Annotated in this window: 20 protein-coding genes; 9 read left to right on the top strand and 11 right to left on the bottom strand. The window is 55.4% G+C overall.

The window, feature by feature from the left end:
* Positions 1-21 precede the first annotated feature (21 nt).
* A complete protein-coding gene (locus LG290_RS07775; protein WP_499836896.1) occupies positions 22-693 on the bottom strand; it encodes a 7-cyano-7-deazaguanine/7-aminomethyl-7-deazaguanine transporter in 672 nt (223 codons plus the stop codon).
* Positions 694-939: 246 nt separating this feature from the next.
* A complete protein-coding gene (locus LG290_RS07770; protein WP_499836895.1) occupies positions 940-2,850 on the bottom strand; it encodes a propionyl-CoA synthetase in 1,911 nt (636 codons plus the stop codon).
* Positions 2,851-3,145: 295 nt separating this feature from the next.
* Here LG290_RS07770 and LG290_RS07765 point away from each other — a divergent pair, with 295 nt between their 5' ends.
* Positions 3,146-3,469: an ArsR/SmtB family transcription factor gene (locus tag LG290_RS07765; protein ID WP_160418939.1), complete on the top strand. Its 324-nt coding sequence runs from the start codon at positions 3,146-3,148 to the stop codon at positions 3,467-3,469.
* A 58-nt stretch (positions 3,470-3,527) separates the two neighbouring features.
* Here LG290_RS07765 and sohB read toward each other — a convergent pair whose 3' ends face one another.
* The gene (gene sohB, locus LG290_RS07760) at positions 3,528-4,571 is read right to left on the bottom strand and encodes a protease SohB (protein WP_499836894.1); all 1,044 of its coding nucleotides are present in this window, start codon (positions 4,569-4,571) and stop codon (positions 3,528-3,530) included.
* A 171-nt stretch (positions 4,572-4,742) separates the two neighbouring features.
* Between sohB and LG290_RS07755 the strand changes: the two genes are divergently transcribed.
* A complete protein-coding gene (locus LG290_RS07755; RefSeq protein WP_499836893.1) occupies positions 4,743-5,054 on the top strand; it encodes an SCP2 sterol-binding domain-containing protein in 312 nt (103 codons plus the stop codon).
* A 42-nt stretch (positions 5,055-5,096) separates the two neighbouring features.
* Here the strand turns inward: LG290_RS07755 and nudC are convergent, their stop codons facing one another.
* Genes nudC through LG290_RS07735 form a run of 4 tightly spaced genes read right to left on the bottom strand, consistent with a single transcriptional unit; the run spans position 5,097 to position 7,892 of the window.
* Positions 5,097-5,903, bottom strand: a complete 807-nt coding sequence (gene nudC / locus LG290_RS07750; protein WP_499836892.1) for an NAD(+) diphosphatase — start codon at positions 5,901-5,903, stop codon at positions 5,097-5,099.
* Complete coding sequence (gene dnaQ, locus LG290_RS07745; protein WP_499836891.1) at positions 5,896-6,633, bottom strand: DNA polymerase III subunit epsilon; 738 nt, start codon at positions 6,631-6,633, stop codon at positions 5,896-5,898. The genes nudC and dnaQ overlap by 8 nt, the downstream gene beginning before the upstream one ends.
* Positions 6,614-7,102, bottom strand: a complete 489-nt coding sequence (rnhA, locus tag LG290_RS07740; RefSeq protein WP_499836890.1) for a ribonuclease HI — start codon at positions 7,100-7,102, stop codon at positions 6,614-6,616. The genes dnaQ and rnhA overlap by 20 nt, the downstream gene beginning before the upstream one ends.
* The gene (locus LG290_RS07735) at positions 7,095-7,892 is read right to left on the bottom strand and encodes a class I SAM-dependent methyltransferase (protein WP_499836889.1); all 798 of its coding nucleotides are present in this window, start codon (positions 7,890-7,892) and stop codon (positions 7,095-7,097) included. Before LG290_RS07735 ends, rnhA begins: the two co-directional genes overlap by 8 nt.
* Positions 7,893-7,999: 107 nt before the next feature.
* Between LG290_RS07735 and gloB the strand changes: the two genes are divergently transcribed.
* The 6 genes from gloB (at position 8,000) to LG290_RS07705 (ending at position 15,617) form a co-directional block, all read left to right on the top strand.
* A complete protein-coding gene (gloB, locus tag LG290_RS07730) occupies positions 8,000-8,767 on the top strand; it encodes a hydroxyacylglutathione hydrolase (RefSeq protein ID WP_499836888.1) in 768 nt (255 codons plus the stop codon).
* A 30-nt stretch (positions 8,768-8,797) separates the two neighbouring features.
* Positions 8,798-9,940: a transglycosylase SLT domain-containing protein gene (locus LG290_RS07725; protein ID WP_499836887.1), complete on the top strand. Its 1,143-nt coding sequence runs from the start codon at positions 8,798-8,800 to the stop codon at positions 9,938-9,940.
* 101 nt (positions 9,941-10,041) lie between these two features.
* Positions 10,042-11,868: an extracellular solute-binding protein gene (locus LG290_RS07720; protein WP_499837062.1), complete on the top strand. Its 1,827-nt coding sequence runs from the start codon at positions 10,042-10,044 to the stop codon at positions 11,866-11,868.
* A gap of 12 nt (positions 11,869-11,880) precedes the next feature.
* Positions 11,881-12,954, top strand: coding sequence for a microcin C ABC transporter permease YejB (locus tag LG290_RS07715; protein WP_499836886.1), 1,074 nt, complete (start codon positions 11,881-11,883; stop codon positions 12,952-12,954).
* Between the two features lie 4 nt (positions 12,955-12,958).
* Positions 12,959-14,035, top strand: coding sequence for an ABC transporter permease (locus tag LG290_RS07710; protein ID WP_499836885.1), 1,077 nt, complete (start codon positions 12,959-12,961; stop codon positions 14,033-14,035).
* On the top strand, positions 14,028-15,617 hold the full coding sequence (locus tag LG290_RS07705; RefSeq protein WP_499836884.1) for an ABC transporter ATP-binding protein: 1,590 nt from the start codon (positions 14,028-14,030) through the stop codon (positions 15,615-15,617). Before LG290_RS07710 ends, LG290_RS07705 begins: the two co-directional genes overlap by 8 nt.
* Before the next feature lie 166 nt (positions 15,618-15,783).
* Here LG290_RS07705 and LG290_RS07700 read toward each other — a convergent pair whose 3' ends face one another.
* From LG290_RS07700 to feaR, 4 genes are all read right to left on the bottom strand, one after another.
* Positions 15,784-17,778 (bottom strand): copper amine oxidase, encoded by a 1,995-nt coding sequence (locus tag LG290_RS07700; RefSeq protein ID WP_499836883.1) that lies wholly within the window; start codon positions 17,776-17,778, stop codon positions 15,784-15,786.
* Between the two features lie 19 nt (positions 17,779-17,797).
* Complete coding sequence (locus LG290_RS07695; RefSeq protein ID WP_499836882.1) at positions 17,798-19,294, bottom strand: aldehyde dehydrogenase family protein; 1,497 nt, start codon at positions 19,292-19,294, stop codon at positions 17,798-17,800.
* A 14-nt stretch (positions 19,295-19,308) separates the two neighbouring features.
* Positions 19,309-20,646 (bottom strand): alginate export family protein, encoded by a 1,338-nt coding sequence (locus LG290_RS07690; RefSeq protein ID WP_499836881.1) that lies wholly within the window; start codon positions 20,644-20,646, stop codon positions 19,309-19,311.
* Positions 20,647-20,859: 213 nt separating this feature from the next.
* Positions 20,860-21,786, bottom strand: a complete 927-nt coding sequence (feaR, locus tag LG290_RS07685) for a transcriptional regulator FeaR (protein ID WP_499836880.1) — start codon at positions 21,784-21,786, stop codon at positions 20,860-20,862.
* A 273-nt stretch (positions 21,787-22,059) separates the two neighbouring features.
* On the opposite strand from feaR, the gene LG290_RS07680 reads away from it, so the two are divergent.
* Positions 22,060-22,383, top strand: a complete 324-nt coding sequence (locus LG290_RS07680; RefSeq protein WP_160418904.1) for a rhodanese-like domain-containing protein — start codon at positions 22,060-22,062, stop codon at positions 22,381-22,383.
* The last annotated feature ends 38 nt before the right edge of the window (positions 22,384-22,421 follow it).

Here is a 22,421-nt window from a genome sequence, read left to right as displayed (position 1 = left end):
TTGGGTTATGACGATGGCCCGTCAGCGAGCTGCAAGCGGCGCAACATCCTGATTCCCCGTCAACGTAACCAGCCGTCGAGAAAGCCACGCCAACAAGATGCCGTAAAGCGGCAAGAAGAACAGCAGGCTGATACCCAGTTTAATCACGTAATCCACCACGGCGATTTCAACCCAGTTGGCAGCCATGAACGGATCGGGGCTGTTGTAAAAGGCCATGGAGAAAAAAGCGAAGGTATCCGCAAGATTACCCAACACCGTGGAAAAGGCTGGCGCGACCCACCACGCCAAGTGGCGCAAGCGATCGAACACCTGGACATCCAGCAGCTGGCCCAGCACATAGGCCATGAAACTGGCCAGGGCGATACGTGCCACGAAAAGATTCCACTCCCCCAAGGCCTCGATACCCACGAAGCTGCCGCGAGGAAAAACGACCGACACCACGTAAGAGACCAACAGTGCAGGCAGCATCACCCGCATGATAGTCGCTCGTGCGGCTTCCTTGCCAAACAGCCGCACGGTCAAATCAGTGGCCAGAAAAATGAAGGGAAAGCTGAACGCGCCCCAGGTGGTATGCAATCCGAACAAGGTGAAAGGTAACTGCACGAGATAATTACTCGCTGCGATCACCACAATATGGAAGGTGACCATCAGGGCGAGACAACGGCGGCGCTGCGTTTCAGATAAAACAAACATGGCAGGTTATCCTTTTTGAACAACAACAGAGGGGTGAGGGAACCCTCCTGACACAGGACGACTTGTTGCACTGCTACACAACCAAGACGGCTTGATGCGCTGGCATTATACGCAAGCAATCGACGAAAGAAAGCCACCTGCGCCGAGGTGGCTTGGGGTAGAAGATGATAGCTTGGCGCAAAAGACTATAGAACTCTCGCCCGAAGGCTATGTAGACCTTGAACAATCACATCGCGCCTTAAGCAATCAGATGGGCTGCGCCTTGGTGGAGGAACCTACGTCACGCTCACGCATGGCGTCATGCACATCCTGCAAGCTCGACGGGTCGTCAATGGTAGAAGGCAGGCCATACTCCTTGCCATCGGCGATATTGCGCAGCAATTTACGCAGAATCTTGCCCGAACGCGTCTTGGGCAGACGGTTGACCACCAGCACTTGCTTGAAGCAGGCAATCGGTCCGATCTGATCCCGCACCAAGGCGATCAGTTCCTTTTCCAGCGCCGCCTCATCGCCATCGAAGCCATCCTTGGGAATCACCAGCCCGACCGGCAACTGCCCTTTCAGTTCATCATGAATGCCGATTACCGCGCATTCCGCTACCGCCGGATGGGCGCCGACCACTTCTTCCATTTCACCGGTCGACAAGCGATGACCGGCAATGTTGATCACATCATCGGTACGCCCCATGATGAACAGGTACCCGTCTTCATCGAAAAAACCACCGTCACCGGTCAGGTAGTAACCTGGGAACGCTGCCATGTAAGCACTATGGAAGCGCTGGGGATCTCCCCACACACCGACCAGGCAACCGGGTGGCAGCGGCTGTTTGATCACCACACTGCCCTGGGTCATGGGCTCGGCCTGCTCGGCTTCACGGTCGAGGATCTGAACGTTGAACCCGGGTACCGGCACCGTGGCGGAACCGGCCTTGGTAGGCATGGCTTCGATGCCGCGTGGATTGGCGGCAATCGGCCAGCCGGTTTCGGTTTGCCACCAATGGTCGATGACCGGCACATCCAGCAGATCATCCAGCCAATGGAATGTCGGTGGATCCAATCGCTCACCCGCCAGGTATAGGGCCTTCATGCTACTGATATCGTATTGCTCAAGCAGCTTGGCATCCGGGTCTTCTTTCTTGATGGCACGAAACGCGGTGGGTGCGGTGAAAAAGCTCTTGACATTGTATTCCTCGATCAAGCGCCAGAAGGCTCCGGCATCCGGGGTCTTTACCGGCTTGCCTTCGTAAACCACCGTGGTGCAACCCCGCAGCAAAGGGGCATAAACGATATAGGAATGCCCCACCACCCAGCCGACGTCCGACGCGGAAAAAAAGACCTCACCGGGCGCCATGTCATAGATCGCTTCCATCGAATATGCAAGCGCTACCGCGTAGCCGGCGGTATCGCGCACTACCCCTTTTGGCTTTCCCGTCGTGCCCGAGGTGTAAAGAATGTACAGCGGGTCGGTACCCATGACCGGGACGCAATCGGTAAAGTCGGCGGCTTTTACCAGCTCAGTCCAGTCATGGTCTTTCGGTCCCAATTCAGCGACACCCTGGTCACGTTGAAAGATCACACAGGCTGACGGTTGATGGGTGCTCTGCTTGATCGCGTCGTCAATGATTGGCTTGTAAGGCAATACCTTATTGACTTCAACCCCACAGGAAGCCGCTATCACCACCTTAGGCTTGGCATCGTCAATACGTACCGCAAGCTCGTGCGGCGCAAAACCGCCGAACACCACCGAATGCACCGCCCCGAGCCGAGCACAGGCATACATGGCCACCAGCGCCTCAGGCACCATCGGCATGTAAATGATGACGCGATCACCTTTTTCAACGCCCAGATTTTTTAGCGCACCGGCAAAATAAGCCACTTGATCGCGCATTTCACGGTAGCTGATGACCTTCTTGCTTTGGGTGACGGGAGAATCCCAATAGATTGCAGCCTGATCGCCACGGCCTTGATCGACATGATGATCCAGAGCCGCATGGCAGATATTCATTTCTCCATCGATAAACCAGCGAGCATGCTGTTGATCATCATAGGAAAGGATGGTGGACGGAGGCGTGAACCAGGGAATGCGTTTCGCCTGTTCTGCCCAGAACGTTTCTGGCTGCTCAATGGAACGAGTAAATTCTTGTTGATAGCGGCTCATGGGTAGTTTGTCTTCCAGATGGCAATGATTGTTGACAGTCTAGAAAGAAAACAGCCGCTTTACCTTCATACTATGGGCTAAAAAGCGACTAAAGGGGCAAGTAGCCAAGCAGGATTGTCGACATCAAAAGAACTCACACCATTGATACATCGTTAAACAATAGCTTGGACATAGCAGATTAAATTATTGATCATTAAAGCATAATTGATAAAAACGTAATCCACGCGATAAGCGCTGGTTCCTCAACCACTTACGCCATGCCTCGGGTCATTATTCCATAGGCTGGGAGATCGTCATGCCCTCTTCAACCAACGCCGCTTCGCGCCTGCTGCAACAAGACGGTCACGCCATTGCTCAGGGGACTCGCCTGCTCAAGGCAATGGCCAATGAGAAACGTCTACAGATATTGTGCCTACTGGCGAACCAGGAATTATCGGTCACCCAGATCAATCAACAGCTGGCATTGAGCCAGTCGGCGCTTTCGCAGCATCTGGCCATCTTGCGCAATGATGGTCTGGTCACCACGCGCCGAGAATCCCAAACCATCTTTTATTCGCTGACCAGCCAAAGCGCCAATGCCATCCTGGAGGCATTGGCGCAGCATTATGCGGCGGAATAGCGCATGCAGACCGGCACAGCGTTAGGTTAGCCTAGGCAATGCCGGTTAACAGCTTGGCTCATTGCTTGTGCCAACGGCTCGCCTCCAGCAATCCCATACCCTTGAGCAATACGCTCTCTGCTGCGGTCGAGATAGCCAGCCCCAGCCGGTTGCTCATGGTCTTGGGTGGTTCAAGCTTTACCGACAGCACACGCGAGGCTTGCATGCGCTCGACCAGATAAGCTTCGCTGGTCCCCAGCGCATCGATCAGACCCTTACCCACCGCTTCGCTTCCATACCAGATCTCGCCGGTTGCCACCGATTCAATGTCCATGGATGGACGCCGCTTGGCGACGTATTCCTTGAACAGCCGATGGGTATCCTCCAAGTCTTCAATAAACTTTTCCCGGCCTTCTTGGGTATTCTCCCCAATGATCGTCAAGGTACGCTTGTACTTGCCTGCGGTCAGCAATTCCACATCGATGTCATGGCGCTTGAGCAAACGATGAATATTGGGTACTTGAGCCACTACACCGATTGAGCCCAGCACCGCAAAGGGAGCAGCACGTACCTCACTGGCCGTACATGCCATCAGATACCCCCCGCTGGCCGCGACCTTGTCCACACATACTACCGTCTTGAGGCCGGCTTCGCGTAAGCGATCCATCTGGGCAGCAGCCAAACCGTAGGCGTGCACGAGCCCTCCTCCGGATTCCAGGCGTATCACCACTTCATCGTGGCGTTCGGCGACATCCAGCACGGCTGAGATTTCTTCGGCAAAATGCCCCGTCGCCGAGGCTTTGAGATCACCATGAAAATCCAGCACCCACACCCTGGCGGGCTCAGCTCCCTTGGCGGCGTCGCCTTTGCCTTTTTGTTTGGCCTTATCGTCCCGGCGAAATGACTTGATCAAGCTTTTGCGCTGGGAAAGCGAGGTAGCTGCGATTGCCAACCGACGTCGACGGTAGCGACGCTGATCATTGAGCGTTTCGATGTGCAATGTCAGCTGTTCACTGGATTCATGACGTGACCGCAGCAGGAGCAATAGTCCTCCCCCCACTAACATCACCACGATAATTACCTGAACAACGAAAGTACCTATATCAACCGCCCATTCATTCATGCTCTTCTCCTTTGGCGAGCCTGTGTAAAAGCCGCAACTGCATGCTTCACTTAACGATATTACCTCAGAGCGCTTGATTGAAACGAATGTTTGAAATAACCTCGCACAAGTCCCTGTCACCGCCTATCGGTGCTCCCCACTAAAATCACCAGACAGATAGAGAGCGTAACGATGTCAACCAACACCCTGGAAAAATTGCAAGCTCGCTTCAATCCGCAAGCCGCCACCAATATGGACGAGGTTTTTCAGTTTCATTTTACCGATGCCGACAGCCATTATCTGGTAGTCAAGGACGGTACCTTGGATATTAACGAAGGCGAACACGAAGACCCTTCCGTCAGCCTGCGCCTTAGCACCGACACGCTCAAAGGTATCATGAGTGGTGATGTCAACGGCATGACCGCGTTCATGACTGGCAAGCTCAAGGCAACCGGCAATGTCATGCTGGCCACTCAGCTTACCCAGCTTTTTCCCTCCGAGTGAGAGAGTCGTTGAAAGCGAAAACATGCCCTGCGCGGAGCAGGGCTACTTTTGTAGCTCTGTATTATCTGCCCACCGATTGAGATGAACTTCGATCAATTCCCGGGAAATCGAAAAGATGGGGGGTAAAATAGGCAATTGTCGAGGGGAAAACCAGGCAGCATCGCTGATTTCGACGCCATCAATACGGATTCTTCGTGTGGTCGCTTCAGCGAAATAGCCCAGCATCAAAGAATGCGGAAACGGCCATGCCTGGCTACGGTAATAGCGAACCTGGTCAATATATACCCCCACTTCTTCGTACACTTCCCGGTGCACGGCTTCTTCAGCCGCCTCGCCTGGCTCGATAAAACCCGCCAACGTGGAATAGCGCCCCGCTTGAAAACGCGGACTGCGTGCCAGTAGCATTGCCTCGCCACAAGTCACCAAGGTGATGATACAAGGGGAAATCCGCGGATAATTACGATGCCCGCATGCGTAGCAATGCATGGCAAATTCCGCCTCCAGCTTGTTTGAAGGCTCGCCACAGCGCCCGCAAAAGCGATGATTTTCCAGCCAGGCAGCGACCTGTAGGGCAGTGGAAACCAACCCGAACCAGGATTCGGGCAGTTGCGCCAACCAGCGCCGCCCATCAATCCAGTCGTCTCCCGGCGCATCTTCCAGACTCAGCGCAACAGGTTCGTCATGCCAGTAGCATAACGGTTGCAACGTAGATGCCCATGGCTGTGCCGGCTGCAAGGGAGAAAACGGCAAATTTTCATTTTCCGGCAAAAAAGCGGGGGCGACCTTCCCTCGGGCAAGCCGGATCACGCGTCCGTGCGTTTCCAAAGCGGGGATAATGCGTTTAAGCATCGCGGAGCTCGGTTTTCGGCCAATCAATACCACTGGCGTCGCATTTAGCCAGATGTGCGGCATGCTCTTCCTGCGTTGGCCGTATCACGCGAAGCTGCCCGGCAGGAATACTCAAACGCTCAATGGCAAGCCCTTGGTTGGCTGCGGTGACGGGCCCCTGCTTGGCGGCGGTACTCGCTTCAAGCGTCAGTGCGGTTTGCCCACCGGTCATCGCTAGGTAGACATCGGCGAGAATCTCGGCATCCAACAGGGCACCGTGCAAGATCCGGTGCCCATTATCGATGTCATAGCGTTTGCACAAGGCATCCAGGCTATTGCGCTGCCCAGGGTGCTTCTGGCGAGCCATGACGAGGGTATCCAGCACGCCACAGTGCTGCGCTACCAAGCCTAATGCCGGCGCACCAGGACGTTGGCTTAGCAGGGTAAACTCATGATCGATGAAGCCTACGTCAAAAGGCGCGTTATGAATGACCAGTTCCGCACCACGAATGAAATCCAGAAACGCCTCGGCAACGTCAGCGAATACCGGTTCATTGGCTACCTTTTCATTGGTGATGCCGTGCACCGCCACCACTTCCGGGCCGATATCACGCTGGGGATTGATGTACTGATGATACGTTCGGCCAGTGAAGCGCCGATTGACCATTTCTACCGCCCCGATTTCCACCAAACGATGGCCGGACCGCGGGTCAATGCCGGTGGTTTCTGTGTCAAGTATTACCTGCCTCATGGGCAACTCTCCGGTTATGCTCATCAATGGCGGCATTGGCCAGGGCATCGGCGCGTTCATTCTCGGCGTGGCCACTATGGCCTTTTACCCAATGCCACTCGATCTCGTGCCGAGCCGCTTCCTGCTGCAAGGCTTTCCACAGCTCGGCATTTTTTACCGGCTGTCGCGCGGAGGTCATCCAGTTACGCTTGACCCAATTGTCGATCCACTGGGTGATACCCTGGCGAAGATACTGCGAATCCGTCCACAAGAGCACCTTGCAAGGCTTTTTCAGCTCACGTAGCGCCATGATGGCGGCCATCAACTCCATACGATTATTCGTAGTGAGCGGCTCGTAGCCTTTCAGTGTCTTTTCATGTTCCCCGCTGTACAGGACGGCGCCCCATCCCCCGGGGCCCGGATTTCCACGACAGGCGCCATCGGTATAAATGGTGACCTTCGGCTGGGCTTGATAGAGAACCTCACTCACTATTGTTGTCCTTCCTCTTGCTGGGACTCGCATGGCGGCCGTGGTTTTCGGAACTTGTTCGCGTCGCCCCTTGGGTCGTATTGCGCACCGGCGCTTTCAGGTTGAACCTCAGCGGCGTGATCGACGCCCGCTGTTGCTGACGTCTTGCCTGGATCATGTAACTTTCTCCGATAGGCAAGTTATAGCGCCTACCCAACGTTTCCCAAAATTCAGGGCCTGCCTTGCCTCCTGGCCAACGAAAGCAGCAATAGTCTACGCGTTCTATTTCAAAATCGACAAACGCCAGCCACTCACGAAGGCCGGCCGGCGTACGCCATGTGCCGTTCCAGGGAATCTGGGGTTGACGAAAAGGCCGGTGTCGGGACAATTGTCCCACGCCAAAAGGATGGAAACCGAAGATAACCAGCTTTCCATTATCTGCCGTGACGCGAGCGGCCTCCTGCAGGGTGTGATGGGCATTGGACACGTTTTCGAGCCAATGATGAAGCACGGTTAAATCCAGACACTGATCGGGGAGTGGCAATGCATCCGGCGGGCACACCAAGGTTTGTTCAGTCTCGGCCATGCTAAGCACCGGCGCCCAGCGAAGAGGGTGGCGAATCGGGCACATGGTGGTAAGCGGCCCTGCCATTCCCATTTCCAGGCTATGCCCCCCAAAAAGCTCTTCGCACACCGGCCCCAGGCAGGCACGCTGCGCTTCCCACTGAGTTCGACCCGTCTCCGAGTCCCAGTATTGCCTATTATCTTTCAGGCACTGGGCCAGTTCCATCGCCGTTGTCAAAGTTGACATGAAAAGCGCTTCCCTCCACAGTTAAGGTTTTTTAGTCACTTTATCGTAGTGTTGGCTGGCACCTAAAGCCGCTAACGGTTCATCCACCGCCTCCAAGGATCTCGCCCATGCTGAGCGTGACACCGATTCCCGCCCTAAGCGATAACTATATCTGGTTATTAAGACAGGATTCGAGTCAAGGCGTTTGCGTGGTGGATCCAGGCGAAGCAACACCGGTCATCGAGCTACTTGAACGCGAGTCGCTCACCCTCGAGGCCGTCTTGATTACCCATCACCACCACGATCATACCGGCGGCTTGGCAGAGCTTATCAAGCGCTACGCGCCTCGCGTGATCGGCCCCCAGAACCCACAGATTAGCGGCATTGACGAACAGGTCGGTGACGGGGATGAGGTGCGCGTCATGGGCCGCTTGTTCGATGTCATTGCAACACCTGGCCATACTCTCGATCACATCAGTTTTTTTGCCCCCGGCATTCCACCGTTGCTGTTTTGTGGCGACACCCTGTTTTGCGCCGGATGTGGGCGTCTATTCGAAGGCACACCCGAACAGATGCAACAGGCTCTCACGCGCCTGGCCCGCCTTCCTCAGGATACGCTGGTATTTGCCGCCCATGAATACACCCAGGCAAACCTGGCGTTTGCTCAAGCGGCCGATCCAGACAACCAGGACGTCAAGACGACGCTTGAAGAGTGTCGTAAAGCCAGAGCGCTGGAACGCCCCACATTACCCAGCACGATTGGACGCGAACTAAAAATCAACCCTTTCCTGCGCACCGAAACATCGGGGGTACGCCAAGCGGCGGGCACACAAGGTCCAGCTGACGATAACCTGGCGACGTTCACTACCTTGCGCGAATGGAAAAACCACTTTTAAACGTCATTTTGACACGGATTATCTTCTTATATGACCTACCGTACTTTACGCCAACGCCTCTTGGTGGGCGCCGGCGGTACGCTGCTGCTAGGCTTGCTAGCGGCCACGGCCACCAGCCAGGCAGCTACAACCGAAAGATTCAATAGTGTTTTGCCACGCCAGCTGAATTTCTGGGAAACCTTGGAACTCAAGCAACAAGATGCCTGGAGCATGTTACGCAAGACCTTCCAATGGCAGAAGCAACCTCTGCCTCCCGAAGCCCAAGCGCGTGTCCAGAAATGGATCGATCACTACCGCTCCAGCCCCGAAAACATTGTTGCAATTACCGAGCGCGCCCGGCCTTGGATCGCATGGATTACGCAACAAGTCGCTGAGCGCGGCTTGCCGGGCGAACTGGCCTTGATACCTTTTGTAGAAAGCTCTTTTGACCCCGTCGCTCGCAGTCATCGTGGCGCCGCCGGCCTATGGCAGTTCATGCCGAGAACCGGCGATGCCCTGGGCTTGGTGCGCAATGGCAGTTATGATGGGCGACTTGACGTTTTAAGAGCCACCTCCGCGGCACTGGACTACATCGAAATGCAAGCCGACCAATGGTATGAAGGCGATCTCACGCTTTCACTGGCGGCTTATAATGCCGGCGCCGGCACGGTCAACCGGGCGCTACGCCACGCACCAGGTCAAGATTACTGGAGCCTGCGGCTTCCCTCCGAAACCATGCATTATCTGCCCAAGTTGTATGCGATTGCAGCAATCATCAACGACCCCGCTCACTACCAGGTAAGCCTGCCTGATATTCATACCCAACCGGGCTTCACTCAAGTGAGACTGAGCCAACCGGTGAGTCTTGCAGAAGCATCACGCCTGATGAAAATCAGCCCGTCGTCACTGACCGAGCTGAACCCCGGCCTGCTTAATGGCACCTTGCAGCCACGACTGGCGCGGATACTATTGGTACCGGAACAAGCCGATGTTTCGCTGCTCGCCGGATTGACCAACAACGGCACCCAACAGATTGCTGAAAATGGTAATACCTATTTGGTACAACGGGGCGATAGCCTTTCCGCCATTGCGGCGCGTTATAAGGTCAATCAGCAGGAACTGGTACGCCTGAATGGCATCGAACGACCGGAAACTATACAGCCGGGACAGCTCCTGACTCTTTCAGAGGGCTGAGGTGATTGACCTCGTTTAAAAGGAAAGCCGCTATGCGATGCGTTGCGCAATTTTTTCATGCTCTATTGCCCTGGAGCCTGGGGGCTATCTTGAGCCTCAACATGGCGTTGGGGGAAGCCATCGAGCACAGCGACGTACCTCGCAAAGCGATACAAACCGTTCACGCCCTTTCCCTTTATGACGAACCGGCGCTGACGGAAGATTTCCCTTACTTTCCGCATGTCAATCCGCAAGCGCCCAAAGGGGGCAGCCTGACACGCACCGCGGTAGGGGGCAGTTTCGATTCAACCAATCCGTTCATTATTCGTGGCACGCCCGCCACCGGCATTTTTCAGATATACGATACGCTGATGGTAGAAAATCCCGGCGAGCCTTTCAGCCTGTATGGACTACTCGCCCAAGGTGTGCGACTGGCGCCTGATCGCAGCTGGATCGAGTTTGACTTGCGTCCGGAAGCCCGCTTCCAGGATGGTGAGCCCGTGACCGCCTACGATGTAGTCTTTACGCTGGAATTACTGCGCGACAAAGGCAATCCTTTCTACAGCAGCTATTATGCCGGGGTCGAAAAGGCAGTCGCCCTGGATGACCACCGGGTACGTTTCACGTTCAGCGACACCGACTCCCGTGAGCTTCCCTTGATTGTCGCCCAGCTACCCATTCTGCCCCGCCATTACTGGGAATCGCACGATTTCACCGCCCCGACGCTGGCACAACATCCCGGCTCCGGCCCTTATCGAATAGCCGAGGTGGATCCCGGTCGACGTATCGTCTTTCAACGCGATGAAGATTACTGGGGCAAACATCTGCCAGTCAATCGCGGCCGCTACAACATAGACCGGCTCGTCTTCGACTATTACCGCGACCGCGACATCGCCTGGGAAGCGTTCAAGGCCGGGCTGACCGACTTTCGTATCGATGCGCGTGCCGCCACCTGGGCAACCGGCTATGACTTTCCCGCCTACCGCGAAGGAAAGGTCAAGCGCCTTACCGTGCCCGACGTCAATCCTTCGATGATGCAGGCTTTTGTGTTCAATCTGCGCAAGGATAAATTCAGCGACCCCCGCGTGCGCGAAGCCCTGAGCCTGACGTTTGATTTTGACTGGTTGAACACCAATATCTTCTACGAGACCTACCAGCGTACCGAAAGCTTTTTCGAGAACTCTCAAATGGAAGCGCAGGGCTTGCCCAGTGGCGAAGAACTCGCCCTGCTCGCCCCTTTTAGTGAACAGATTGCCGAAGAGCATCGTTCAGAACGCGTCTTTACCAGCCCACTTCCCATGGCACGCCCCGACGACATGCGCGAGCGGTTTCGCCTGGCCTTCAGCCTGCTGCAGGAAGCCGGTTATCGCATTAAAGACGGAGTGCTGGTCAACCAAGAGACGCAACAGCCACTGGAACTGGAAGTACTGCTTTACGATTCCGGCCTTGAACGGGTCGTCCAGCCCATGCTTCGCAACATGGCACGTCTGGGGGTGCAAACATCGTTGCGTATCGTCGATATCAATCAATACCTCAACCGCCAGCGGAATTTCGATTTTGACATGGTGATCAGCCATTTCCCTCAATCCAATAACCCCGGCAACGAACAACGTGACTATTGGACCAGCGAGGCCGCCGACAGCCCGCAAAGCCGTAACCGCATGGGCCTGAAAAACCCGGTGGTGGACGCCCTGGTAGAAGAATTGATTGCCGTGGACAGCCGTGAAGAGCTCCATCAAGTAGCCCGTGCCCTTGACCGCGTCCTGCGATGGGGATTTTATGTGATTCCGCATTACCATTCCGGTGAAACCCGAATTGCGATATGGGATAAATTCGGCTACCCCGAACCCTTCCCCCAGTACGCCATGGACCTCGATGCCTGGTGGGTGGATCCCCAACAAGACGCTGAGCGACAGCGGTCGGAGTCACCGACGCCAACCCAGCCGTAAAAGGAATGCTACGTGGCTCGTTATACCTTACGTCGTCTGCTGTTGATGATCCCCACCCTGTTCGGGATCATGCTGCTGAACTTCATCATCGTTCAGGCAGCCCCGGGGGGGCCGATCGATCAGATGCTGGCCCGCTTTGAAGGTGCCGATGCCATGGCCAGCACGCGCATGGACATGGGCGGTGCGGAAGTTCAGGTGCAAGATGAATCCCGGGGTGCCAGGGGGATCGACCCACGTTTTATCGAACAGCTCGAACAGCAGTTCGGCTTCGATCAGCCCGCTCACCTGCGTTTTTTGGGCATGATGGGCGACTACTTGACCCTGGATTTCGGCACCAGTTTCTTTCGTGATCGCCCGGTGGTCGACCTGATGTTGGAACGTCTGCCCGTCTCGATCTCGCTGGGGCTCTGGACCACCTTGCTGGTGTATCTGATCTCGATTCCCCTAGGGGTACGCAAGGCACTGCGCCATGGTTCACGCTTCGATGTGTGGACCTCGGGACTGGTCATCGTAGGCTATGCCATTCCGGGGTTCCTGTTCGCCATTTTGCTGATCGTGGTGTTTGCCGGCGGCACCTATCTTGACTGGTTCCCGCTGCGCGGGCTGACCTCGCCGAACTTCGACCAGTTATCCACCTTGGGCAAGATCAAGGATTATTTCTGGCACATCACCTTGCCGGTCGTCGCCCTTTCCATCGGCAGTTTTGCCACCCTGACCATGCTGACCAAGAACAGCTTCCTGGATGAAATCCACAAGCAATATGTGCTGACTGCGCGAGCCAAGGGAGCCAGCGAACGTCGCGTGCTTTACGGCCATGTGTTTCGCAACGCCATGTTGATCATCATCGCCGGGATTCCCGCCGCCTTGATCGGCATCTTTTTCACCGGGGCGCTGCTGATCGAAGTGATTTTCTCGCTGGACGGGCTGGGGTTGCTGGGTTTCGAAGCCGTGATGCAGCGCGATTATCCGGTGATTTTCGGCACCCTGTTCCTGTATACCCTGATCGGCCTTGTGCTCAAGCTGATATCCGATCTTACCTATGTGTGGGTCGACCCACGCATCGATTTCGCCACCCGGGAATCATGAGTTGATGGGCATTTTGACAAACCGCTTTTCCCCCATTACCCGGCGCCGCCTGGCAGCGTTCAAAGCCAACCGCCGTGCGCATATGTCACTGTGGCTGTTTGGCGTGCTGTTTATCCTGAGTGTATTCGCCGAGCTTATCGCCAACGACAAACCCATCGTCATGCAGTACGAGGGAAACTGGTACGTACCGCTGCTGGTGGATTATCCCGAAACCGAATTCGATGGATTCTTGCCGACGCGCACCGACTACCTCGACCCTTTCATACAACAACAGATCAGCGAACACGGCTGGGCCTTGTGGCCGGTAATCCCGTTTTCCTATCAGACGCTGGACATGCAGATGACCCGGCCTTCTCCCGCACCTCCCGATGCCCGCCACTGGCTGGGCACCGATGACCAGGGGCGCGATGTAATGGCCAGGGTGATCTACGGCTTTCGGCTGTCGGTGGTCTTCGCCCTGGTACTCACCGCGGGCTCGCTGGTGATGGGCGTGTTGATCGGCGGCATTCAAGGTTATTTCGGCGGCAAAGTGGATTTGATCGGCCAGCGTTTTACCGAAATCTGGTCGGGCCTGCCGGTACTGTTCCTGTTGATCATTCTGGCAAGTTTCGTTCAACCGGGCTTCTGGTGGCTTCTGGGGATTATGCTGCTGTTTTCTTGGCTGGGTCTGGTGGATATCGTGCGTGCTGAATTCCTGCGCGCACGTAACCTGGAATACGTGCGCGCCGCCAAGGCCATGGGCCTACCGTCACGCCTGATCATGTGGCGTCATGTGTTGCCCAATGCCATGGTAGCGACCCTCACGTTCATCCCCTTCTTGTTTACCGGGGCGATTGGCACCCTGACGGCCCTGGATTTCCTGGGCTTCGGCCTCCCCCCCGGTGCGCCTTCATTGGGAGAACTGGCCGCCCAGGGCAAGAACAACCTGCACGCGCCATGGCTCGGCATTACCGCCTTCATGACCCTCGCCATCATGTTGTCGCTGCTGGTATTCATTGGCGAGGGCTTGCGTGATGCCTTCGACCCGCGCCACATTCATAGCGTCCAACCCGATCAAGACAAGGAACAGGCGCATGCCTAAGCCGCTGCTGGAAATCGAACGCCTGAGCATTGCCTTTAATGGAACGTCCATCGTCGAGAACCTGTCGCTGCATATTCAGCCCGGCGAAACCTTGGCACTGGTAGGGGAATCCGGCTCGGGGAAATCGGTTTCCGCTCTAGGAATGATGAACTTGTTGCCGCCCAATGCCCGCGTCACCGGGCATAGGCGTCTTGGCGATACCAACCTTGACTCTCTCAAGCATACGGACTGGACGAAAATCCACGGCAATCGCGTCGGCTTTATCTTCCAGGAGCCGATGACATCGCTCAATCCCTTGCACACCATCGGTAAACAGATTGGCGAAACCTTGCGCTTACACCAAGGCTTGCGCGGTAACCAGGCCCGCCAGCGCATGCGCGAACTGCTTACTCAGGTCAAGCTGCCGCGCCCCGATGAGCTGCTGGATGTCTGGCCGCATCAACTTTCCGGGGGCCAGCGTCAGCGGGTGATGATCGCCATGGCGATTGCCAACCAGCCCGATTTGCTGGTGGCTGACGAACCCACCACGGCACTGGATGTAACGGTACAGCAAGAAATTCTGGCGTTGTTGAAGGAACTGCGCGACGCCTATGGCATGGGCATGCTGTTCATCACCCATGACCTCAACCTTGTGCGGCGCCATGCCGACCGGGTTTGCGTGATGTATCAAGGCAAGGTGCAAGAAACCGGCCCGGTGGAAGCGGTCTTTACCCGCCCCCAAAGCGCCTATACCCAAGCGCTGATCGATGCCGAACCCGAAGGCCGTCCGGTACCGGTGACACGTGTTCAGCCCCTTCTCGAAGCTAAAGCACTCGCGATCAGCTTCAAGCGCCCCAGAAAAGGCCTCTTCGGACGCCAGCCGCCACCTTTTGAAGCGGTCAAACCCATTGACCTTTACATCACGCCGGGAGAAACCCTGGGAATCGTGGGCGAATCCGGTTCGGGCAAGACTACCCTGGCCTCGGCGCTGATGCGCCTCACCACCAGCCAAGGTGAAATCAGGTTGGGCGCTGAGCGCCTCGACCAGCTAAGCGGCAATCAGCTTCGCCGCCAACGCCACCGGCTGCAGATGGTGTTTCAAGACCCTTATGGTGCCCTGTCGCCGCGCATGCCGGTGTTTGACATTATCAGTGAAGGGCTACGCTTTCATTATCCCAAGCTTTCGAAACAGGAAATCACCCAGCGGGTCAGCCAGACATTACGTGAAGTCGAATTACCCGAAAGCTGCGCAGCCCGTTATCCTCACGAATTCTCGGGAGGACAACGCCAACGTATTGCCATCGCCCGCGCCATCATTCTCGAGCCTGAATTACTGGTGCTCGACGAGCCTACCTCGGCGCTGGATCGCAGCGTACAGAAGCAGCTGGTCACATTATTGCGCGAGCTGCAGCATCGTCGTCAATTAAGCTACCTGTTCATCAGTCATGACCTGGCAGTGATACGCGCCATGGCCCATCGCATCATGGTATTGAAGGAAGGTCAGGTGGTGGAACAAGGCGATTGCCTGGAGGTACTATCCAATCCGCAACATTCTTACACTCGCACCTTGGTGGCAGCGGCTAATTTGGCACCTGCCTCGTAGGTCATGTTGACAATTTTTTAAATTGAACAGTTTTTAAGACTCAATAATATAACGGTATAAAATTTTATTGGGTGTTCAACCAATAAAATTTGGCTTGTTTAATCACAAAGCTCCGGCATTTCGCCAGAGCTTTGTGATTTACCTGAAAAGGCAGTTAGCTAACACCTTACTCCGGAGTGCGCACCGTGATGGACGGATTGTGGTCGAAGAAGTTGAAAGGCGAGAGAATCGTGCCTTTCCACATCGTCGGCATTACCGGCCAGTCTTCCATTCTGGGTATGTGATGAAAGCCCATCGTATACCAGACCACGATATCCTTATCCTTGACCGAGCGTCCCTCCTCGGCCCATTTCGGCAAGGTATCCTCTCCTGTGCTCTGGAAGGCGTACTCGCCGCCGGCATAGCGCTGGGCCTTGTCGTAAGGGGTAACCCAGAAGGTCTTGTCGATATAGGCATTGCGGATAGCGGGCGCATCGTTGACCACATCCAGCGGGCTGTAAGCGACGCTATTGTTGGGAAGGATCATGTAACCCGGGTTGTGGCCCAGGCCACTTTCCTTGTTGGTATTGGTCACATGATACATGGCGGGTGTGTTGGGGTTGACGCGGTACTGCGCCTCCTTTTCGGTTTCCGGCACTGACATTTCAGTCGTCCACATGGACCGACGAATCGCATCATCCTCTACCGTGGCCGGCACGATTCCGGTGCGCATGAAGGTATTTTCCTGGCCGTCGATGTCGAAGTCGAAGCGGAAATTGAAGAAATGATCATGATTCGGCGCAACGAGATTCGGCGCGATCAGGGTTCCGTGCGTGGTATCTTGCTCAGCCGTGTCGTCGTTCATACTCTTCGAGGCGACCCCTTTTACGGCGTCCAGTCCGGTCGAGCCGACCATCACCCGAATGCGGCCGTCCTGCATGAAGACATAGTCGATCAGATAGTCATAGTTGCCGATCTGGGAAGCGGTACGCACCACAAGCTCGGTCCAGGGACGGCCTTCGGTAGGCACGGCCTCTTCCTCGGATTGGGCGAAAATTTCATAGTGACGCCAGATGGGATCACCGGTGCTGCGCTCGAAGACACAGATCGCATCGGGAATCTCCAGCGGCTCGCCGGTGTCCGTATGGACCATGGCGGGCAGGAAGGTGGAGTGGGCAGGACAGTCGACCCTTGGCCGTAGCGGGGTCAGAAATAGACCAAAGCCATATTCACCACTGTCCATGTAGGTGCGCCAGTACCAGCCTTCGTCCGGATCCATGTAGGGCACGAACACTTCAGAGAGATGCGCCTGATAAAGCACTGAACGCCAGTCGTCGTCATCCTTGGCGGCAATATTGGAAAGAACGAGCCCCGGGCGCTTGTCGATACGGTAGTTGAAGCGCCATATGTCCCATTCAACCTGGCTTCCCTCAATGGTGAAGTTCGCCCCCCCCGGTTGAGTCAGCTCGGCCGGGCTGGACTCTTCGCGCAAGCCGTAACGCTCGTCGATTTCCTCATCGGTATAACCCCAGGGATCTTCGGGCAAGGGAATAGCTCCGGTATCGATCACCTCGACCACTTCCATTGCATTGAGGTCGACCAGCGCCACCAGCCCTTCGATGGGTTTAGCATAGAAGTTGGAGGCTTCAGGGTTCAGGTAGCAAGGCACCTTCATCAGGCGACCGCCCTGCTCTTCCTCGGTCAGGAAATTACCCGCCGTCAGCGGCAAGCAAAAAACGTCGTTGGGGGTCAGGCCTCGAGCTTGCAGCCCTTCTACCATGTCTGGATGGCCAAGTGCCAGATCCATGGTTTTAATGAACTCGTCGAACAGCAGCATGCTTTGGCCGCCGGTTTCGTTCCAGGAAACTATTTTGCCTTCGTTGAGATCGATGACCGCTTCATAAGCAGAGCCTTTATCCTTGACGATGGCGCGCGCGGTACGTGGGATGGTGTCGCCTTCTTCCCAATCGAGCACAAACGATTTGTCGGGCTCCACCAGTTCGATCAAGGGGAAACGCCCACTATCGGTGAGTCTGCCTTCGTCTCGAAGAATCTGTGTCACTGCCTGGTACTCTTCACCTTCAAGGCCGTCGAGGGGATGCGTGACCTCGGCGACTGCCGGTATGGCGAACAGGCTGGCTGACGCCATGATCGCGCCAAGCCCTTTATGCACATAGCTCATGATTGTTGTCCTTCTTCAGCTAGTAAGCGATACACACCGATTTGATCTCGGTGAAGGATTCCACGGCTTCTCTTCCGAACTCACGCCCAATCCCAGATTGCTTGAAGCCACCGAAAGGCAGGCTCGAATCCAGCGTAACATGCGTATTGACCCAGACAGTGCCCGCCTCGATTTCAGGAATAAGGCGCATGGCTTGGGTAAGATTATTGGTCCAGATGCTTGCCGACAGCCCCAAGTCACTGTCATTGACCATTCTGAGTGCCTCATCCACATCATCGAAAACGATGACCGACAGCACAGGGCCGAAAATTTCCTCTCGCGCCACGGTCATGTCCTGAGTCACATCGGCAAGCACGATAGGCGAGACGTAATAGCCCCCGTCATCAGGCACTTCAGCGCCACGAAGAATCCTCGCTCCTTCCTGCTCGGCCTTGTCGATATAGCCCAGAACGCTTTGTTGGTGGCGCTTGGATACGAGTGGATTGAGCTGAGTGGTGGGATCCATGCCCGGCCCGACGGACATCTGCGAGATGGCTTCGTAGAGGCGTTGGCAGAAGCTGTCATAAATGCTGCGGTGCACATAGAAGCGTGAAGCGGCAGCGCACACCTGGCCCTGATTGAGCAGGCCGGCCATCAAGGCGCCTTGCACAGCCTTGTCCAGATCAGCATCCTCCAGGACCAGCATCGGATTCTTGCCCCCCAGTTCCAATGCGAAATGCGCCATATGATCGATGGCGGCATGGCCGATCTGCTTACCCACCGCCGTGGAACCGGTGAATGTCACCTTGCGCACATCAGGATGACTCGAGAGCTGAGCACCAGCGGTGGAGCCCGAGCCCACCACCACATTGAACACACCGCTGGGTACGCCCGCTTCGATAGCCAGTTCCGCCAGGCGCAGTGCACTGAGGGGTGTTTCCGAGGCCGGTTTAATGACCACTGAGCAACCCGTGGCCAATGCCGGCATGATTTTCCATAGCGCGATCATCATCGGAAAATTCCACGGCACGATGCCGACAACCACGCCGACGGGTTGACGGATCGTATAGGCGTTGAACTCCGCCCCTTCGGGCATGCCGATCGAAACATCGACCGTCTTGCCTTCGATCTTGGTCGTCCAGCCCGCCATGTAGCGCATGAAGTCCACCGAATAGCCGACATCCAGTGCGCGGGTGATATTGATCGACTTGCCTTGGTTAAGGGTCTCGATCTGAGCGAATTCTTCGCTGTTCTTCTCAAGCAAATCGGCAAATTTCAGCAGGATTCGCTCACGCTGAGCGGGTTTCATGCCACGCCATTTTTTGGTATCAAATGTGGCCTTGGCGACAGACACGGCTCGATCGACAATCGTCTCGTCAGCCAGCCTGATCTGGCTTAGTGTTTCACCGGTGGCTGGGTTAAACACATCCACGTTTCTCCCAGCCCCGGCAATGAAGTTGCCATCGATGTACGAGCCCCTTGCTCGCTTGAGAAAAGCCTCGACCTCAGAAAGGCGCTCGATACTCATATCACTCATAAAACCTCCGATTTTCAGAAGAAAGTACCGACTATCAACTGGGCATAGGCATTGGTATCGTCATCCCCCAGCTGTACCCCGCCCTGCGACGCGGATTTCTCGGGCTGGTACCAGCCGAATAGCGGCATCACGAAAAGATGTTGGCTCGGAAACCACTCAGCGTAGAGATTGACTTCCTGGCCGCTCATATCAGGCTGGTTGCTTGTATCCAACGTATCGAAATCAAAGTACAAGGCGCCTAGAGAAAGCGTTTCAGTGGGCTGCGCGGTAGCGCCCAGATGCCAGACTTCGGTGTTCGAGTTGAAAGGGCCGGCATAATTAGCCGCCACTTCGCCTTGGAACCATGTGCCGAAGCCACGGGTAAATCCATAGAAAAGCGGATCCCAATCCTCGGAGAAACGGCTATAACGTAGCGTCAGCGTCGGCTGCCAAGGCATATCGGTAAATGTGTAGGCAGGCTCGAGATACCAGGCATTCTCGTTGCTGGATTTCGTCTGGTAGGCATATTCCCCCTGGATCGTAGTATTGTCGTTACCCAGAGACTGCTCGAAACGCAGGCTATAAGTATCCATGCCGTCGCGCTCCAGCTGGGTAGGTGACGCGAATGCTTCATCTACTTCCAACCCTCGGATATAGGTCAATTCGACCGATCCTGCGTCATGGCGGTGCTGAAGCGCCATGATTCCCAATTCGGTGTTGGCCTGGGCACGGTTATCCGACTCGATCCAGCCCAGCTGGGTCTGCCAGGTAGCGTTCGATGCTTTTAACAGGAAGGTTTGGTCAAAAGCTTTGCGGCCAGCCAAATAGTAGGCGCCGCCTCGATTGAAATCATCTCCCAGGCCACTACCGAAATTGACGGCATCACTGGCAATGAGAAAGCCATCCCCTAGCTGAATGACCTGGCTACCCGCGGACACATCCAGACTCCACGGCTTTCCACCTAGCATGACCCCATCATGGCGATACCCCAGATAGGCATCTTCTATGTCAGACTCGTTCTCGTCCCCCATGGTGAAGCCCGCCGCATCCCCATCTCCCCAAGTGGCCGTAGTAACGGCACTTAGCTCAGCGTAAACGCCTCCTTTTTCGAAGGATTTGGGAGCCAACTCAAACCCGTATTCAAGGTAACCCTCTTGCCAGTCATAATCTTTATCTTCAGTGTTGCCGAACTGGTTATAGCCCCGCTCACTGTGAAAGGCAGCATAAACCGCCTGCACGTTGATATTGACAGTGGATTCGCCCAGGTCCGCCATTTCATAGGCGAAACTAGCCGGGGCGACTGTCAGCACTGATAAGGCACAGCCGCTGGTCGCCAGCCTTGTCAAGATTTGCTTTATATGACTTGCTTGCATTTCGTCCCTTCCTTGATTGTTTTAATAGGGGGCTCATATGCAAAGTACTTGGCATGGGCTTGCGGCGCCTGTATATCTCTGCCAAAAACCGGTACTTTCCTGCCAATCGACGCAGAAGTGCTGATTGCACTCAAAGAAAAACCAACCTTGCGGCATTAAAAAACCGGCTTTAAAGCCGGTCTGGTGTGGTGCTATTTTTCAGGCGTTGATTACTTAATGTAGCATGTGGAAATTGGCACGATATTCCTTGGGACTGCAGCCATAAACTTTCTTGAATGCCTTACTGAAATGAGAAGGATCGCAAAACCCCCATTCGTAGGCAGCAGCAGATATGGAGCGGACGTTGAGTTTCGGGTCAATCAGATCCTGCGCAGCACGCTGGATACGCCTTTTCACAATATAACCGTGCACGGACTCGCCCTGGTTTTCAAAACAACGGTACAACTTTCGCACGGAAACGCACACGAGAACCGCCAGGGTTTCAGCATCCAGCTTAGGGCTTTGCAGGTTCTTTTCAATCTCGTGAGTCGCCAGTTGATAAAGCTCCTCAAGATGATAAACCGGTGGCGTTTCATGACCCCCCTGGAGCGCAGACCTCAGTAAAGGTATGACAGAGTCCTGCAACGAACTCCCTTCCGCCTGGTACAGGGGTTTCTGCGTATCCATAAGCAATTGGCCTACGATAAGCTGCAATAGGCGCCCACTGACCGAGCCCAGCTGTAACCTGCCGAATTTCTTCACACGCTCAGGCAAGATGCTACATACTTTTTCTCGATCCAGATGCAATGAGACCTGACCCGACAGGCCCTGAGGGTTAATTTCAAACGGGCTTCCCGAGTCCATCAGCACCATGTGACCGGAGTGCAAAGAGACCTCTTCCCCAAACTGCTTGAAAATTGCGGTACCCGCCCGCTGCAAGACAAGAAAACAGAAGCGATCATCATTATGCGAATGGCTCCTGCGATGAATCATGCGCTGCACATTCGTTGTGATATGGGCAATTTCAAGCCCATCAAGGTCTTGCTTGGAAACATTCCCTACAAATTGACGGCTAGCATCTTGATGGGTTTCAAAGCTACCACAAACTGCGCAAAGGCTAGCCTGCCATTCGTCAAACGATGGCTTCTCTAAAGGGCGCATAGAAAAACACCTCTTGTTGTAATGATGCCCGCAACAATCACGACGTCAGGATTTTATTGTATGACGCATGCTTACACCGACGCCATGGGAAAGCAATTTTCGCAAGCCAGGCAATCATGGTGTAAGACGACCTCTTCGCTATCAAGCGTACAGTTCGCGATACCGTCGCCGTACCCTGAATTGCAAATATCCTTCCCGCTGCTATGTTTCAGAATCATGGTTTCAATTTCAGACCATGGCTCCAGTTTGTAAATTCTCTTTCAGGAGGTACTCATGAAAGCCATTACCCGTGACGACCTGAAGGTCATGAACGAAACCGAGCACGAGGACTTCGTGCTGATCAACGTCCTGCCCCGGGATGCTTTCAACAAGCAGCACATCCGCACCTCGATCAACATCCCGGTAAAGGATGACGATTTCGTCGAGAAGGTCGAGGACGTAGCGGGCGGCAAGGATCGCAAGGTCGTGGTCTACTGTGCCAACTTCGACTGCGACGCCTCGCCCAAGGCCGCAAAAAAGCTCGAGGAAGCCGGCTTCACTCAGGTGTACGACTACGAGGGCGGCACCGAGGACTGGTTCGAGAAGCGCGAATCCTGATGCAGGCGCCATGCCCACCATGACCGTCTCCGGCCGGG

It is taken from the genome of Halomonas sediminis (assembly GCF_044871105.1).
In the GTDB taxonomy this organism is placed as follows: domain Bacteria; phylum Pseudomonadota; class Gammaproteobacteria; order Pseudomonadales; family Halomonadaceae; genus Vreelandella; species Vreelandella zhuhanensis.
The sequence above is the reverse complement of the archived record's forward strand: the minus strand, read 5'-3'. Positions and strand labels throughout refer to the sequence as shown.